The organism is Mycobacterium sp. D16Q13, from assembly GCF_002013375.1.
Lineage (GTDB): Bacteria > Actinomycetota > Actinomycetes > Mycobacteriales > Mycobacteriaceae > Mycobacterium.
Genome location: NZ_MAEW01000003.1, coordinates 488957 through 504745 on the forward strand (window position 1 = coordinate 488957; position 15789 = coordinate 504745).

Sequence of the window (15789 nt, forward strand, 5' to 3'; positions counted from 1 at the left end):
TGATGAGACCCGCGGAAGAAACGATGCGATCTCTGTCCGGGGCGCATACTCGGCATCGGCGGTGAGGTACACATTCAAGGACCGCCGCGACAACTTCACACAGCGCACCCAGGGGCGGTGGATCGTGCTGGACGTCGTCTACGAAACCCTGACGACAGTGCAAAACCACATCATGTATCTCGACGACGACGACCTGAGAATCGAGGCCACCAGGTCCACTGCGAAGCTCTTCAATCAGCCGGGGATTCCTGAGCGTACGGCGCTGGTGTTCGATCTGCCCGAATCTCCGCGGTCCATGTCTCTCGTCGTCAGGAGCCTGCCCGGTACCAGGAACGCCGATGTCGGAGCCGCTCGCGGCTGGGGTATCGACACGCAGTTGGACATCGACATCCCGACCTCCACGCTTGTTCATCGGGACGTCATCGACCTCTACGAGGGAAAGTTCCCGGAATGACTTGGCTGAAGCGTAACGGCGTGGCGTTCCTGGTGATCGCACTAGCCCTCACCACGTATTGGTTCCTCATTGTTCAACCCCGCCGGGAGCGAGTCATCGACAGCCAGCGGCCTGCTCTCGTCGTGCGGCCGGGCGAATCCGCAACGGTCGATGGCATCGACTGGCAGCTCCGGCGGGTCGATCCGCCACAGCCTGGAAAGTACAACAGTCCGATTCCCGAGGGCACCAAAGCCGTGGTACTCGTGCTTGACCGGTCTAAAGCCGGCCACCAGCTGTCTTCCGAGGATGTCGAGAAGGTCTCCTGCGACGTCGCAATCGTGGACCGGCGCGGTCGTCGCTGGACCAAACAGAACCATGTCTCAATGTTCTCGATTCAGGATTCCCTGAAGCGGACGGGCTATCGGACGTTCTGCGCCGAACCCGGTCCGTTCATGGTGGTCGGGCTGGTCCCGCCCGACGCGACGGATCTGAGCCTGGAAGTCACCATCCGTAAGTCGAAGTCGGATATCAACGAGGTAGTGCGTTTCGAGTCTCCGCCTGGCTAGCGTGCGCCAGGCTGTACCGCTCGAGGCAATATCCGTATGTTGCCGCTACCAAGCAGACCTTCACCGGCTCGATGAACGAACCAATCGCGACGATGAACACTTGGCCATACACGGACCACCATGAGAGTTCATGCGGGCCAAGAAGATTGACCGCTGCGCGCCAGACGAAACCCTCCCCGACCTGCGGTTCGTAGTAGGAACCTGACGGGTAGAGAAACACCAGGAACATGAACGCGAACACATAAGTCGCCACTATCAGCGGACCACCGTGCAAGGTCACGCGAATAGAGTCCGCCAGCTTCTCCAATATCCCAAGAAAGCCGCGTGCGAATTCTGTAGTTCGTGCCTGAATTCCCGACGGAACGCGCGACCACCGCGGCCGGACTCGCCCCATCACCGACTGACCTGCGTTGGCGACTCGGGTCGCGTGTTTCTCGCCGAGGAATGCATGTCCACTCGTCGACCAGGTACCCATCGCCTGAATCCCGTAAATCGCTGCCGCAATGGCAATCCATGTCAAAGGTATGAGGACCGCGGGTATCGCGGCAGCGGCGAATTGCGTCGCTGACTCCCAAAGGTGTCTGAATGGGCCAAGATTCGCGAGCAGACTCTCCTTGTGGTCCAAATACCACATGACAACACGGCGCTCTTTGATCCACTCCGGAGTGCCAAACAGCTTGTCGGCCGCAGCCGTTACCAGAAGGAGCACCCATGTCGCCTCCGAGTACAGAGCGAGCAGTTGTGTCCAGGTGGGCAATTTGTCCCTAAATCGGGTCAGCAGCATCCTCATCGTGAATGCGATAGCAATGACGGCGTAGATACGCCAGTCCGTCGGACTCAAGTACTGGCCGATCTGTTCGCTTGTCTTAGCCGATGAAAGACCGTCCATAGTCGAGCCGTAGTACTCGAGATATCGCACGTTGAGATACCCGGCACGGTCCTCCAGATGAAGCTTCCATGCCGTAAACAGCACAAACACCGGAAGTATGGCCCGGAGAACGGTGTTGGTCGCTTCTGTCCAACTTGCCCTGGCGTTTGTCACTGCGCCACGCACCACCCAGAACATCGCGACGTAGGTAAGCAGCCGGGCCAGCGGCACCAGTGGGAATACCAGATCACCCCACAGGCCTCCGACATGTACGGACACAAAGATGGCTAGCTTCAATGCACCATAACGGGTCAGCCAGCCGACCAGATAGATCGCCACCAGCCGCGGCCAGCAGCGCCACCACAGGATCCCCGTCCGGCGCAGCAGATCCACCGGACCGGATATCCCCCACGTTGCCATGGGCAGATAGTAGCTAGCTCAGTCCTCTGCGTGGGCGTACTTGCCACCGGCACCCAGCGAGGCCAGAGCGGCGACCGCCATCATCAGTGCGGCGGCCACGAACACCACCACTAGTCCGGCATGGAACGGCTCGGTGATGAGATTCGGAAAGAACGACTGCCCGGTCAACTCGGCCGCGTTGACTCCCGGGTGGTCCAGAACACCTGACGGAGCAAGCAATTCGCTGACCGGGTTGTAACCGAGGAACGCCGCGAACAGGCTGCCCACCGGCGGCAGGCTGGACACCTCGGCTGCGGTCGAGGCAGGCACTCCCTGGGCGGTCAGCCCTGATTGCATCGCGGCGGGCATCGTGGAGGAGAGCCCGACGATCATGAGCGAGAAGAAGATTCCGATGGACAGCGAGCTGCCCGCGTTGAAGAAGGTGCCACGCACTCCCGAGGCCGCGCCGCGCTGGTGCGCGGGCACGCTCGACATGATCGCCGCGGTATTCGGCGCGGTGAAGATGGCCGATCCCAGTCCGTTGAGGAAGATGAGGGCCGCGAAGGCCCAGTAATTGAAGTTCACCGGAATGGCGATGAGCGCCAGGAACGTCACCGCCGACAGCACCATGCCGCCCGTGGCGAAGGGCCGGGCACCGTAGCGGTCCGACAGCACACCGGCGATGGGCCCGGCCAGCAGGAAGCCAAGTGTCATGGGCAGCAGGAAGATTCCCGCCCACAACGGCGTCGACTCATAGCTGTATCCGCGCAACGGCAACCAGATGCCCTGCAGCCAGATGATGAGCATGAATTGCAGACCGCCCCGACCCACCGACGCCAGCAGGTTGGCCAGGTTCCCCAGGCCAAACGCACGGTTCTTGAACAGCCGCATGTCCAGCATCGGGTCGGCCACCCGGGACTCGATCACGCAGAACAACAGCAGCAGCGCGACACCGGCGATCAGCGATCCGTAGACCAGCGGGTTACCCCATCCGGTGCTCGAATTGCCGTATGGCTGAATGCCGTATGTGATTCCGGTGAGCAGCACCGTCAGCCCCAGCGCAACGGTTACGGTGCCTGCCCAGTCCAGCTTGCCGGGTGTGGGTTGGTCGATCTCGACGAGGGAGCGATATGACCACACGGTGCCCAGCAGGCCCAGTGGCACACCCACCCAGAAGATGGCGCGCCAATCCCATTCGGAGAGCACGCCTCCGATCAGCAGCCCAAGGAAGGACCCTGCCACCGCGGCCACCTGGTTGATCCCTAGCGCCAACCCACGCTGCGTGGACGGGAAGGCGTCGGTCAGGATGGCCGACGAGTTAGCCATCAGCATGGCACCGCCCACCCCCTGCACCACTCGCCACGCGATAAGCCACACCGCACCCCCGCCGTAGTGGAACGGGTCGAAGGACAGCACCACCGCCGCGACGGTGAAGACGACGAAGCCCATGTTGTAAATGCGGACCCGCCCATACATATCGCCGAGGCGGCCGAACAACACGACGAGAACCGCGGAAGCCAGCAGGTAGCCCATGAGCATCCACAGCAGATAGCTCACGTTGCCCGCGGCAAGGGGGTTCAGACCGATCCCGCGAAAGATGGCCGGCAGCGAGATTAAGACGATCGACGAGTTGATGGTCGCGAGCAGCACACCCAGCGTGGTGTTCGACAGCGCCACCCACTTGTAGTGCGGATGGTCGCGATCCACCCGCAGCCGACGTCGTGCGGTCTCGACATCCGCAGGTGTTTCGTCGGTCTGTGTCATCAAATCAGTCATCGTCACCCTTGTTGCGCGCTTCTCCACCGACGCGGCCAGCAGGGCACCCCAGCCCGGCCGTCTCTGGATACCACCGTGTATAACTTTAGCAAGGGAAACTATATTCCCAAAACCTTCTAGTCCCCGTCTGTCAGATCGGGCTTTGGCTGCATGCCTCACGCGGTTCGAGTGCGAGCCTCACGCGTAAATCTGGCCGGAAATCCGCGTGAGGCTCGCACTCAGCGGAGAAATCGGTGACCTACCGAGTAGCGTGGCCAGTGTTCGTCAACGAACAGCCCCAAACACACAAACACGGGAGCGCGCACCAGTGCGCTGAGAGGACGGCTAGGGCCGTCGACCGTATGAACCTGACCGGGTAATGCCGGCGTAGGGAGGAAGAAAATGCCTGATCAGTCACGTACTCCGGAGACCGTCACCACGGGCCCCATCCAGGGCAGCGAGAAGATCTACCAGGACCTCGACAGTGGCCTGCGCGTGCCGCAACGCCGAGTGAACCTCACTAACGGTGAGCACCTGGACCTGTATGACACGTCTGGTCCGTACACCGACTCGGGCGCCACCATCGATCTGCAGAAGGGCCTGCCACCGCGAGCCGGCATCGTCACCGATCGCGGCACGCAGCTGCAGCGCGCCCGTGCCGGAGAGATCACCGCCGAGATGGAGTTCATCGCCGTCCGCGAGGGTGTCCCCGCCGAACTGGTGCGCAGTGAGGTCGCGATGGGCCGCGCCGTGATCCCCGCCAACCACAAACACCCCGAGAGCGAGCCGATGATCATCGGCAAGGCCTTTGGCGTGAAGATCAACGCCAACATCGGCAATTCGGCCGTCACCTCCTCGATCGCCGAGGAAGTGGAGAAGATGGTGTGGGCCATCCGCTGGGGCGCCGACAACATCATGGACCTGTCCACCGGTAAGGACATCCACCAGACCCGCGAGTGGATTCTGCGCAACTCCCCCGTGCCCGTCGGTACGGTGCCGATCTATCAAGCGCTGGAGAAGACCAATGGCGACCCGGCCGCGCTCACCTGGGAGCTGTACCGCGACACCGTGATCGAGCAGGCCGAGCAGGGCGTGGACTACATGACCGTGCACGCCGGCGTGCTGCTGCGCTACGTGCCACTGACCGCCAAGCGCGTCACCGGCATCGTCTCGCGCGGCGGTTCGATCATGGCCGCATGGTGCCTGGCCCATCACCGGGAGTCGTTCCTGTACACGCACTTCGAGGAGCTGTGCGAGATCCTGGCACGATATGACGTGACCTTCTCGCTTGGCGACGGCCTGCGTCCAGGGTCCATCGCCGATGCCAACGACGAGGCTCAGTTCGCCGAGCTGCGCACCCTCGGCGAGCTGACGAAGATCGCGAAATCCCATGGCGTGCAGGTGATGATCGAGGGCCCCGGCCACGTGCCGATGCACAAGATCGTCGAGAACGTGAAGCTCGAGGAGGAGCTCTGCGAAGAGGCCCCGTTCTATACGCTGGGCCCGCTCGCCACCGATATCGCTCCGGCCTACGACCACATCACCTCGGCCATCGGGGCGGCGATCATCGCCCAGGCCGGCACCGCGATGCTCTGCTACGTCACCCCCAAGGAACACCTGGGGCTGCCGGACCGCAAGGACGTCAAGGACGGGGTGATCGCCTACAAGATCGCCGCGCACGCCGCCGACCTCGCCAAGGGGCACCCGAGCGCCCAGCTGCGCGACAACGCACTGTCCAAGGCGCGCTTCGAGTTCCGCTGGGATGACCAGTTCAACCTCTCGCTGGACCCGGACACCGCCCGGGAGTTCCACGACGAGACACTGCCCGCCGAACCGGCCAAGACGGCACACTTCTGCTCCATGTGCGGCCCGAAGTTCTGCTCGATGCGCATCACCGCCGATATCCGGGAGTTCGCGGCCCAGAACGGTTTGGAGACCCAGGAAGACATCGACGCGATGCTGGCACGCGGCATGGAAGAGAAGTCCGCGGAGTTCGCCGAGCACGGCAACCGGGTCTATCTGCCGATCGCGTGAGCATGGCTGCCTTCCTCCCCATCCCGGAGCCGGGCGCTACCCCGGTGCGAGTGATGACCATCGCCGGGTCCGACTCCGGGGGCGGGGCAGGTATCCAAGCCGATATGCGCACCATGGCGCTGCTCGGTGTGCACGGGTGCGTGGCCGTCACCGCGGTAACCGTCCAGAACTCGGTGGGTGTCAGGGATTTTCACGAAATCCCACCACACGTGGTGGCCGCGCAGATGGACGCGGTGATCACCGATATCGGTATCCAGGCCGCCAAGACCGGGATGCTGGCCTCCGCGCCAATCATCGAGGCCATCGCGGAGACATGGTCGCGGCTGGCGACAAATGTCCCCCTGGTCGTCGATCCCGTGTGCGCATCCATGCACGGCGACCCGCTGCTGCACCCGAGCGCACTGGATGCCATCCGTGAACAACTCTTTCCGCTGGCAACGCTCGTCACTCCCAATCTGGACGAGGTACGGCTGTTGGTGGACATCGACGTCGTTGACGAGGAGTCCCAAAGGGAAGCCGCGCGAAAACTCCATGCCCTCGGCCCGCGGTGGGCTCTGGTAAAGGGCGGGCACCTTCGATCCAGCGACACCAGCACGGACCTGCTCTTCGACGGCACCGAGTTTCACTACTTCCCCGTCGAACGGGTAGACACCGGACACGACCACGGCGCCGGGGACACCCTCGCCGCATCTATCAGTTGTGCACTGGCACACGGACTTTCTGTGATCGAAGCCGTCGCCTTCGGAAAACGGTGGATCACCGAGTGTCTGCGAGCGGCCTACCCCCTTGGCCGTGGCCACGGCCCGGTATCGGCCCTGTTCAGGCTGCGATGAGCATCTGCGCGAAGAACCTTAAGCTGAGTGCGTGAGCACCGAGGAACTTCCGGATATCGCCGGAATCGCCCACCACCCCGACGGACACCCCCACGGTGCGGTAGTGCTGACCCACGGCGCCGGGGGCAGCTGCCACTCGCCCATGTTGCGTCTGCTGTGCACGGCATGGGCCGAACACGGTTGGCTGGCGATACGTTTCGACATGCCGTTCCGGCGCAACCGGCCAAGCGGTCCCCCCTCGGCCTCGTCAGCCGACAAGGACCGCGCGGGCATTGCCGAGGTGATCAACAAGGCCCGCACCCTGGTGGATGGCCCGCTGTTGGCCGGCGGTCATTCCTACGGCGGACGTCAAACCTCGATGCTCGTGGCGGAAAAGGGGCCGATCATCGACGTTCTCACCGTGTTCTCCTACCCGCTACATCCACCCGGCAAGCCCGACCGGCTGCGCACGGAGCATCTGCCCGGCATCCAGGTTCCCACGGTGTTCACCCACGGCACCTCGGATGCGTTCGGCACCATCGCGGAACTTACGGAGGCATCGGTTCTGATACCGGGCGGCGCGACAATCGTGGAGATCACCGGCGCGCGTCATGACCTGGGGTCCAAGACAATCAATGTCCCCGAGCTCGCCATCGACGCCGCGCTGGCGGCCCTGAAAGCGAACTAACAGGACCTAACGCTCGTCCACCGCGCGCCAGTCGCGCATCAACAACTGGGCCGCCCGACGCAGATCGGACTCCGCCTGCGCCACGGTGAGACCGCCGTTGAGACACACCTGAATACAGCCAAACCACTGGTGCACCAGCAGTCGGATCACGGCCTCGTCCTCATCGGTCGGGTCCGAAAGACCGGCGACCTCGGATATCAGCTCATGGAACCGCTTCTCGACCTGCATCAGATCGGGCACCTCGGCCAGTGACGCCGAGTTCGAGGACCTGATCATCGCGATCGCCAGCATGCGGCGCCGTGTCAATCCGCGCAGTGCCCGTACCAGCGCTTCGCCCACCCGGTCGGCCGCGGTTTCCTCCCCATCGGGAGACAACGGGATGCGGCCCACAAGTCGCTCCGACTCACGCACCAAAGCCGAGACGAACAGATGACGCTTCGTCGGGAAATATCGGTACAACGTGCCGATGGCGACGTTGGCGTGTTTGGCGACATCGTGCATCTGGACGTGATCGAGCTCGCGCGTCATGGCGAGTTCCTCGGCCGCATCGAGCATGCGCTTGTACTGCTCATGTTGGCGCCTGGTCGATGGCACGGCGGCTGGCCGCACCGGTGACGCTTCAACCATGGCGCTCACGATCTATTCACCTGCATAAATAACCCCGAAACTGGAACCTGTTCTAAATAAGGTAGCACTACCGTAAGCCAGCGCACTGCGAATTCGCGGTCCTGGTTTAGTTCCCGGCGCTCGGCGTTCCCGCCAGCATCGCCAGCAGCAGTTCAGCGCGCACCCTCGCGATATCGAGGTCGCAGGCCAGCAGTGACTGCACGGTTTCGATGCGTTTGCGCAGCGTATGGCGGTGGACGCCGACGGCGGCGGCCGCGGATTCCCAATGGCCGTTCGCCTCCAGATAGGCCCGCAAGGACGCCATCAGTTCGGTGCTGTGGGTGACGTCATGCTCGGCGACGGGCGCCAGGGTCGCGTTCGCGACGGCGACCAGTACCTCACGACTCGCACCGAAGGACAACAGTGCGCTACCCGCCAACGAGGTGAACTCCAGCGGCGCCCCGCCGCGTTCGGACACCGACGCTGCGAGCTTCGCATTCTGTGCCGCATCGCCCAGCCGCCCCACCGGATGCGCCCCGCTCAACCCCGCCCGCAGACCCTTCCTGGTGCGCCCGTCCACCTCCGCGAACAACTGTCGGGCAAATTCAGCAGTTTCCGACCCCGGAATCACGACGGTGAGCTGGGACTCGGAGGTATGCGCGAAGACCGGGTGGCCCGCGGACTCCATGGCCCGGTTGACTACGGGCTGCACCCGCCGCAGCGCCACCGGGGATTCCGCATCCACCACCAACACCCGGATCCGCCCACGCCCGTCGGCAGCTTGTGCGAGTTGCGCCCACACCGAGTCCAGGTTCCGTGCATCGCCGAGCAGCAGCCCCAAGGCCTGCCCGTTCAACTGGCGCTGTGCGTCCTGCAGCCGCGACGGCTTATCAAAATCCAGGGCCAACAAGGAGTTTGCATGCCCCAGTAACACCTGGTCCACGAAGCTCAACGGCGTCTTGCTGACAACAGCCAACACCCCGTACGACGTACCCCCCACGCCGATCGTCTGTTGCGCGACCGCGATTCCCGGATCCAGTTGTTGCGCACCGGCCGACGCGCCCGGCGTCACCGCACCCCGGACCAGATTGATCGTCGCGACATCCAGATTGCGCGGATGGCTCGCGATCACCGTGCCGCCCGAGTCCAACACCACAACACTGGCCCGCAGCGACCGTCCAAGTTCCGCGGTGACCGCCTGCACACCACCATTGACAATCGCTCGGGTAATCCGGGGCTGAGCCCGCGACGCACGCAGCACCGCGTCGTACTCCAGTTCGGCGATGCGGGTGCTCACCGCCTTGACCACCGCGGCAAACGGGGTGCGCAGCGGCACCTCGATCAGCGGCATACCCAGCTCGTCGGCGGCCGTCACCAATTCCGGTGGCACCTCATCGAACGTCAGTCCGGTACCGAATCCCAATGCGGCGACACCATTCTCGTCGAGCACCCGTAGGTAGCGCAGCCGCTCGCGGGTGCTCGCGGGTAGACCAATCCCTGTGGTGAGCACCAACTCTCCACCGGATAGCCACTGCGCGGGGTCGGCGAGCTCTGTGGTGAGCGCCAGATTGATCTCGCGCCCCAGACCCTCGGCGCCGCCCTTAAGGGTGAGTTTCAGGTCCTGCTGATCCATCACCCACCGCACCGGAACACTCACCTCACGGGACTGTACAGAATGGTGAAAAATACCGCGAAGATTCCCGGAATTGTCGGATGATCAGGCATGTGTCTCAGCGCACACTGGTTGTCTGCGTGCTTTCTTGACGTGCTTAGACGGATTCCCTCGACGGATGGACGTGCGATATGCCGGACTCAGTACTCCAGAACTACATCGACGGCCAGTTTGTCGATTCTTTGTCCCTGAAAACCTCCGAGCCCATCGACCTGATCAGCCCAGTCGACGAATCGTTGGTGGGCCGCGCCCCGGTGTCCAACGCCGACGACGTGAATGCGGCGGTGGCCGCCGCCGAACGCGCCTTCGCCTCCTGGGGTAAGTCCACGCCGAGCGTCCGGCAGCAGGCGCTGCTCAAACTCGCCGATGCCATTGAGGCACACATCGACGAGATCGTCGACGCCCAGTGCCGCAACACCGGGCAGCCGAAAGCCGTCATCGCCGCCGAAGAGGTGACCGTGAGCGCCGACCAGCTCCGGTTCTTCGCCGGTGCGGCACGACTCGTCGAGGGCAAATCGGCCGGCGAGTACATGGAGGGGTTCACCTCCTACGTTCGGCGCGAGCCCATTGGCGTCGTCGGGCAGGTGACACCGTGGAACTACCCGTTCATGATGGCGATCTGGAAGATCGGCCCCGCGCTGGCGGCCGGAAACACCATCGTCCTCAAGCCCAGCGACACCACACCGGAAAGCACACTGGTGCTGGCCCGTTTGACGAAGGGCATCCTGCCCGACGGCGTCTTCAACGTCGTGCTGGGCACCGCTGCCACCGGCTCCGAATTGGTGAGTCACCCCGCCATTGGCCTGGTGTCGATCACGGGCTCGGTGCGGGCCGGTATCGCAGTCGCCGCCTCGGCGGCCGAACAGCTCAAACGCAGCCACCTCGAACTCGGCGGTAAGGCACCGGTTGTGGTGTTCGGCGACGTTGATATCGACAAGGCCGCCACCGGGATCGCGCAAGCCGCCTTCTTCAACGCCGGCCAGGACTGCACGGCTGCTACCCGGGTGATCGTGCACCAGTCGATCCATGACAAGTTCGTCAGCGCCCTCAACTCCGCGGCACAGACCTTGCGGCCGGGCCTGCCCGATGACGCTGACAGCTTCTACGGGCCGATGAACAACATCAACCACTTCACCGCGGTCACCAAGAAACTCGAGAACTTGCCCGCACACGCGACGGTCGTGACCGGCGGAAAACGTTGGGGCGACAAGGGCTTCTTCATCGAGCCCACCATCGTCACCGGTGTGCGGCAGGACGATTCAATCGTCCAGGAGGAGACTTTTGGACCCATCTTGACGGTCCAATCCTTCGACGACGCGGACGAGGCCGTCCGTCTGGCCAATGGAGTGCGTTACGCACTGGCCTCCAGTGTCTGGACCAAGGACCACGAGACCGCCGAAAAGTTCACTCGCGAACTCGACTTCGGTTGCGTATGGGTCAATTGTCATATCCCACTGGTTGCCGAGATGCCGCACGGCGGGTTCAAATACTCCGGGTACGGCAAGGACCTGTCGGCCTACGGGGTGGAGGACTACACCCGGATCAAGCACGTGATGAGCGCGCACTAGACATGGCAACCGACACGTTCCATCCTCTTGATCCTCTGACCGCGGATGAATTCACCGCGACAGCCAAACTTCTGGCGCAAGCGCACGGCGTCGGGAGCGGCTGGCGGTATACGTCCATCGAGCTGTCCGAGCCCTCCAAGGCCGAGATCGCCGCATTCGACAGCAACGGCGCACGGCCCGAGCGCCGGGTACTCGCCACGTGTCTGGACACCCAACGGAACGCCACCTACAAGGCTGTCGTCTCGCTGACCGCCGGTGAAGTGCAGTCCTGGGATCACATTCCCGGAGTGCAACCCAACTTCACGGTCGACGAGTGGGAAGAGGCCGACGCCGCCCTGAGGCGCCATCCGGAGGTCATCGCCGCCCTGGCCACCCGCGGAATCACCGACATGGACCTGGTGTTCATGGATACCTGGACCTACGGCGACGCGGTCATGCCCGAGAAGTACAAGGGCCGGCGCCTCGGATGGTCGGACACCTGGGTGCGTTCCACCGAAGGCGCCAATCCGTACGCGGGCCCTGTCAACGGATTCCACTGCATCATCGACATGAACAGCATGGAGCTGCTGGAGATCGAGGACACGTTCACCGTCCCGCGGCCCGAGATGATGGGCGAGTACGTGCCCCGGCACGTTCCGGAACGCTTGCGCCGGCAGAGCACCCGAGAGTCGCTGCAACCACTGCATATCACCCAGCCCGACGGTCCTTCCTTCACCATCGAAGGCAATAAACTCGAGTGGCAGAACTGGTCATTGCGAGTTGGCTTCAACTATCGCGAGGGCATGACACTGCATGCCGTGACGTATAACGACAACGGCCGGGTGCGATCAGTGGCCAACCGCATGTCCTTCGCCGAGATGATGGTGCCCTACCGGGATCACTGCGAAGATCACTACCGAAGAACAGCTTTCGATATCGGCGAGTGGGGCATCGGCTTCATGACCACCTCACTGGAACTTGGTTGCGACTGCCTCGGCGAGATCCGTTACCTCGATGCCGTGCTGCATAACAGCAAGGGCGAGCCGTACACCATCAAGAACGCGATCTGCATTCACGAAGAAGACAATGCCGTCCTGTGGAAGCACGTCGATCACGACCACGGTGCCGAGGTACGCCGGATGCGCCGGCTCACGGTGTCCTTCCACGTCACCGTCGCCAACTACGAATACCTCACGTACTGGCGGTTCTATCAGGACGGAAATATCGAATGTGAGGTCCGTGCAACGGGAATCATGGTGGTGAGCAACTTCGCCGAGGGCGCCGCACACCCACACGGAACCCTGGTCGACAACCGGACCTACGCGCCGTACCACCAACATTTCCTTGTCGCGAGACTGGACCTGGACGTCGACGGCACCGAGAACACTGTGTACGCCACCGAGACCGAGATCGAGCCGGTTGGCCCCAACAACCCGTACGGGCTGTCTCTGCGGCAGCGCAACACCCCATTGCGCACCGAATCGGAAGGCAAACAGGACTTCTGCTGGCAGACGCAGCGCGCCTGGAAGGTGGTCAACGACAACACCCGCAACGGCATCGGCACCGCACCGGCCTACAAATTGGTACCTGGTGCTGCCATCCCGGCGATGTTCGACCCGTCCTCACCGGTGCTGGCGCGCTGCCGCGCCATCGAGCACACCCTCTGGGTGACCCCCAACTCACCCGAGGAGCGCTGGCCCGCAGGAGAATTCGTTACACAGAGCAAGGAAGACCATGGTCTGCCTTCCTGGACTGAGCACAACCGCTCCATCGAGAACACCGACGTGGTGCTCTGGTATGTGTTCGGCATTCACCACATCACCCGCCCCGAAGACTGGCCGATCATGCCCGTCGACACCGTGAATTTCTGGCTCAAACCGGTCGGATTCTTCGACCGCAACCCCTCGCTCGACGTCGCACCCACCCCGCCGAAGAGCTGTCACACATCCGGACACCAGGAGGCTTAGCCATGAACACCGCCGCCAAGAGGATTGCCGTTGCATACCTGGCCACTCCGGGCGGCGATGACGCGCTAGCGGTGGGAGCGCAGATCGCACGCTCACTGGGCGCGCATCTCGATCTGTGCATGGTGCTCCCCCAGGACCGCCCTATCCTGGCGCCGCTCCCGCAGCAGGAGCGCCAGGACATATTGTCCGAGAATGCCACTCACTGGCTGAACCATGCCGAAGCCACCATTCCCGACGACCTCACGGTCCAGACGCATATCAGCTTCCACGAGTCGATTGCCGAGGGACTCATCGCGCAGTGCGAGGCTCTGGGGGTCGAGGCAGTCGTGGTGGGTGGTTCAGGCGGCGGTCTGGTCGGCAGTCTCTCGCTGGGATCGGTAGTCAACGAGCTGGTGCACTCCTCACCGATACCACTGGTGATCTCGCCGCGTGGTGCGCGCTATCAGAAGAACCTCCGCGTCCGCGAAGTCACCTGCGCCATGGGAACGCGGCCGGGCGCGCGCGTGCTGCTGGACACGGCGCTGCGGGCCTGCCAGCGCGCCGGCGCACCGCTGCGCCTGGTCTCACTGGTCTCGTTCGACCCGATCCCCGGGGGTGACGACGATCAGTCGGCGCGCGAACGCGCCACCATTCATGCTCAGCAGTCCCTCGAAACCGCAAAACTGTTTCTGCCAAAAGATTTTCCGGTCACGTCAATGGTCGCCGAGGGACCCACCGTCGAGGCTGCGGTGAACAAGCTCGACTGGCACGAGGGCGACATCATCATGGTCGGTTCAAGCCGCTTGGCACAGCCGCGACGACTCTTCCTCGGTTCGACGGCCGCGAAGATGCTCCGCGTGCTGCAGGTCCCGATGGTTGTGATTCCCAAGGAAGAAGGGGGCGATAGTGACTGAGGACGTCGCTCACGCCGAGCTGGAGAATGCCGAGCGGTCCGAGGGACTTGTCTCAAAAGGCTTGGCGGCCGGACGCATCGGCACCTTTACCGGCGCCATCCTCGGTATCTCCACAGTGGCACCGGGATACACGCTCACGGCCAGCATCGGCCTGATTGTGGCCGCGGTCGGCCTCAAGATGCCGGCCATCCTGATCGCGGGGTTCATCCCGATGTTCCTCACCGCGTACGCCTACCGCGAGCTCAACTCGCGCGCGCCGGACTGCGGCGCCTCCTTCACCTGGTCCACCAAGGCATTCGGCCCGTACATCGGCTGGATGTGTGGCTGGGGCATGGTGATCGCCACCATCATCGTCTTGTCCAACCTGGCATCCATCGGTGTGCAATACGGATATCAGTTTCTGGGCGCCATCTTCCACAATCAGACGGTCGGCGACCTCGCCAGCAACAAGGCGGTCAACATCATCTCGACCGTCGCGCTGTTGGCCATCGCCACCTACATCTCCAGCCGCGGCATCACCACGAGCGAAAAGGTGCAGTACGTCCTCGTCGGGTTTCAGATGATCGTGCTGGTGATCTTCGCCGTCGTCGCCATCACGAAGGCGCCTGGCGCGGCCGGGCATCTCGACTTCGATCTGGACTGGTTCAACCCGCTGACGGGACTAACCCTGAGCGCCTTTGCCATTGGGCTCGTCGGCTCGATCTTCGCATTCTGGGGCTGGGACACCTGTCTGACACTCGGCGAAGAATGCAAGGACCCGACAAAGGTACCCGGCCGTGCCGGCCTGCTGTGCGTGCTGTCGATCTTGCTGACCTACCTGCTGGTGGCTGTCGCCGTGATGATGTTCGCCGGTGTCGGCGACACCGATCTGGGCCTGGCCAATGAGGAGAACAAGGACAATGTCTTTGGCGCCCTCGCCAATCCGGTGCTAGGCAGCTGGTTCGGCCCGCTGCTGCTGTTGGCGATCTTCGCCTCAGCGGTGGCGAGCCTGCAGACCACTTCCCTGCCCGCCGCCCGCACCATGCTCGCCATGGGCACCTATGGCGCCTTCCCGAAGCAGTTCGCCAGTGTCAGCCCGCGATTCCTGACGCCGACCTTCAGTACCGTGGTGGCCGGCGCGGTGACAGCCGTGTTCTACACCGTTGTCAGCCTGCTGTCCGATCGCACCCTGCTGGATACCATTGCGGCACTGGGCATCATGATCTGCTGGTACTACGGCATTACCGCTTTCGCCTGCGTGTGGTACTTCCGCACGGAGCTGTTCCAGAATGCCCACAACGTGGTGTACAAGTTCCTCTTTCCGCTGCTGGGCGGGCTCATGCTAGCTGCGGTGTTCGTCATCTCCGTGCGCGAAAGCATGGATCCGGAAAAGACGGGCAGCGGCGCCTCGATCGGCGGTATCGGCCTGGTGTTCTATCTGGGCTTCGGCATTCTGGCCTTCGGGGCGGTGCTCATGGTGATCATGCGCGTCAAGAGCCCGGACTTCTTCCTCGGGCGCACCCTGACTCGCGACACCGCGCCGCTCGTGGAATAGCAGCCATGTGGTCCG

Annotated in this window: 13 protein-coding genes and 1 riboswitch; of the genes, 9 read left to right on the forward strand and 4 right to left on the reverse strand. The window is 63.3% G+C overall.

Features of this window, described 5'->3' with window-relative positions; all coding sequences use genetic code 11:
* Positions 1-61: 61 nt before the first annotated feature.
* Together B4400_RS05080 and B4400_RS05085 are read left to right on the forward strand one after the other, a co-directional pair.
* Entirely contained in the window at positions 62-454 is a 393-nt protein-coding gene (locus B4400_RS05080; protein ID WP_286151023.1) for a hypothetical protein, read from the forward strand.
* On the forward strand, positions 451-999 hold the full coding sequence (locus B4400_RS05085) for a hypothetical protein (RefSeq protein WP_078307708.1): 549 nt from the start codon (positions 451-453) through the stop codon (positions 997-999). The genes B4400_RS05080 and B4400_RS05085 overlap by 4 nt, the downstream gene beginning before the upstream one ends.
* On the opposite strand, the gene B4400_RS05090 is transcribed toward B4400_RS05085, so the two are convergent.
* On the reverse strand, positions 962-2287 hold the full coding sequence (locus tag B4400_RS05090) for a hypothetical protein (RefSeq protein WP_078307705.1): 1326 nt from the start codon (positions 2285-2287) through the stop codon (positions 962-964). The genes B4400_RS05085 and B4400_RS05090 overlap by 38 nt on opposite strands.
* An 18-nt stretch (positions 2288-2305) precedes the next feature.
* Positions 2306-4042, reverse strand: a complete 1737-nt coding sequence (locus tag B4400_RS05095) for an MFS transporter (protein WP_078307702.1) — start codon at positions 4040-4042, stop codon at positions 2306-2308.
* A gap of 281 nt (positions 4043-4323) precedes the next feature.
* Positions 4324-4432: riboswitch (TPP riboswitch) on the forward strand.
* On the opposite strand from B4400_RS05095, the gene thiC reads away from it, so the two are divergent.
* The 3 genes from thiC (at position 4424) to B4400_RS05110 (ending at position 7555) form a co-directional block, all read left to right on the forward strand.
* Complete coding sequence (gene thiC, locus B4400_RS05100; RefSeq protein ID WP_078307823.1) at positions 4424-6055, forward strand: phosphomethylpyrimidine synthase ThiC; 1632 nt, start codon at positions 4424-4426, stop codon at positions 6053-6055. (Overlaps the previous riboswitch by 9 nt.)
* Positions 6056-6057: 2 nt before the next feature.
* On the forward strand, positions 6058-6888 hold the full coding sequence (gene thiD / locus B4400_RS05105) for a bifunctional hydroxymethylpyrimidine kinase/phosphomethylpyrimidine kinase (RefSeq protein WP_139360133.1): 831 nt from the start codon (positions 6058-6060) through the stop codon (positions 6886-6888).
* Between the two features lie 31 nt (positions 6889-6919).
* Positions 6920-7555, forward strand: a complete 636-nt coding sequence (locus B4400_RS05110; RefSeq protein ID WP_078307699.1) for an alpha/beta hydrolase family protein — start codon at positions 6920-6922, stop codon at positions 7553-7555.
* Positions 7556-7561: 6 nt separating this feature from the next.
* Here B4400_RS05110 and B4400_RS05115 read toward each other — a convergent pair whose 3' ends face one another.
* Positions 7562-8182, reverse strand: coding sequence for a TetR/AcrR family transcriptional regulator (locus B4400_RS05115; protein ID WP_078307696.1), 621 nt, complete (start codon positions 8180-8182; stop codon positions 7562-7564).
* A gap of 106 nt (positions 8183-8288) precedes the next feature.
* The gene (locus B4400_RS05120; protein ID WP_078356002.1) at positions 8289-9806 is read right to left on the reverse strand and encodes a PucR family transcriptional regulator; all 1518 of its coding nucleotides are present in this window, start codon (positions 9804-9806) and stop codon (positions 8289-8291) included.
* A gap of 158 nt (positions 9807-9964) precedes the next feature.
* Here B4400_RS05120 and B4400_RS05125 point away from each other — a divergent pair, with 158 nt between their 5' ends.
* The 4 genes from B4400_RS05125 to B4400_RS05140 are packed head-to-tail and all read left to right on the forward strand — an operon-like array spanning position 9965 to position 15774.
* On the forward strand, positions 9965-11401 hold the full coding sequence (locus B4400_RS05125) for a gamma-aminobutyraldehyde dehydrogenase (RefSeq protein WP_078307636.1): 1437 nt from the start codon (positions 9965-9967) through the stop codon (positions 11399-11401).
* A 2-nt stretch (positions 11402-11403) separates the two neighbouring features.
* Complete coding sequence (locus B4400_RS05130; RefSeq protein ID WP_078307634.1) at positions 11404-13347, forward strand: primary-amine oxidase; 1944 nt, start codon at positions 11404-11406, stop codon at positions 13345-13347.
* Between the two features lie 2 nt (positions 13348-13349).
* The gene (locus B4400_RS05135) at positions 13350-14240 is read left to right on the forward strand and encodes a universal stress protein (protein ID WP_078307632.1); all 891 of its coding nucleotides are present in this window, start codon (positions 13350-13352) and stop codon (positions 14238-14240) included.
* The gene (locus tag B4400_RS05140; RefSeq protein ID WP_078307630.1) at positions 14233-15774 is read left to right on the forward strand and encodes an APC family permease; all 1542 of its coding nucleotides are present in this window, start codon (positions 14233-14235) and stop codon (positions 15772-15774) included. Before B4400_RS05135 ends, B4400_RS05140 begins: the two co-directional genes overlap by 8 nt.
* The last annotated feature ends 15 nt before the right edge of the window (positions 15775-15789 follow it).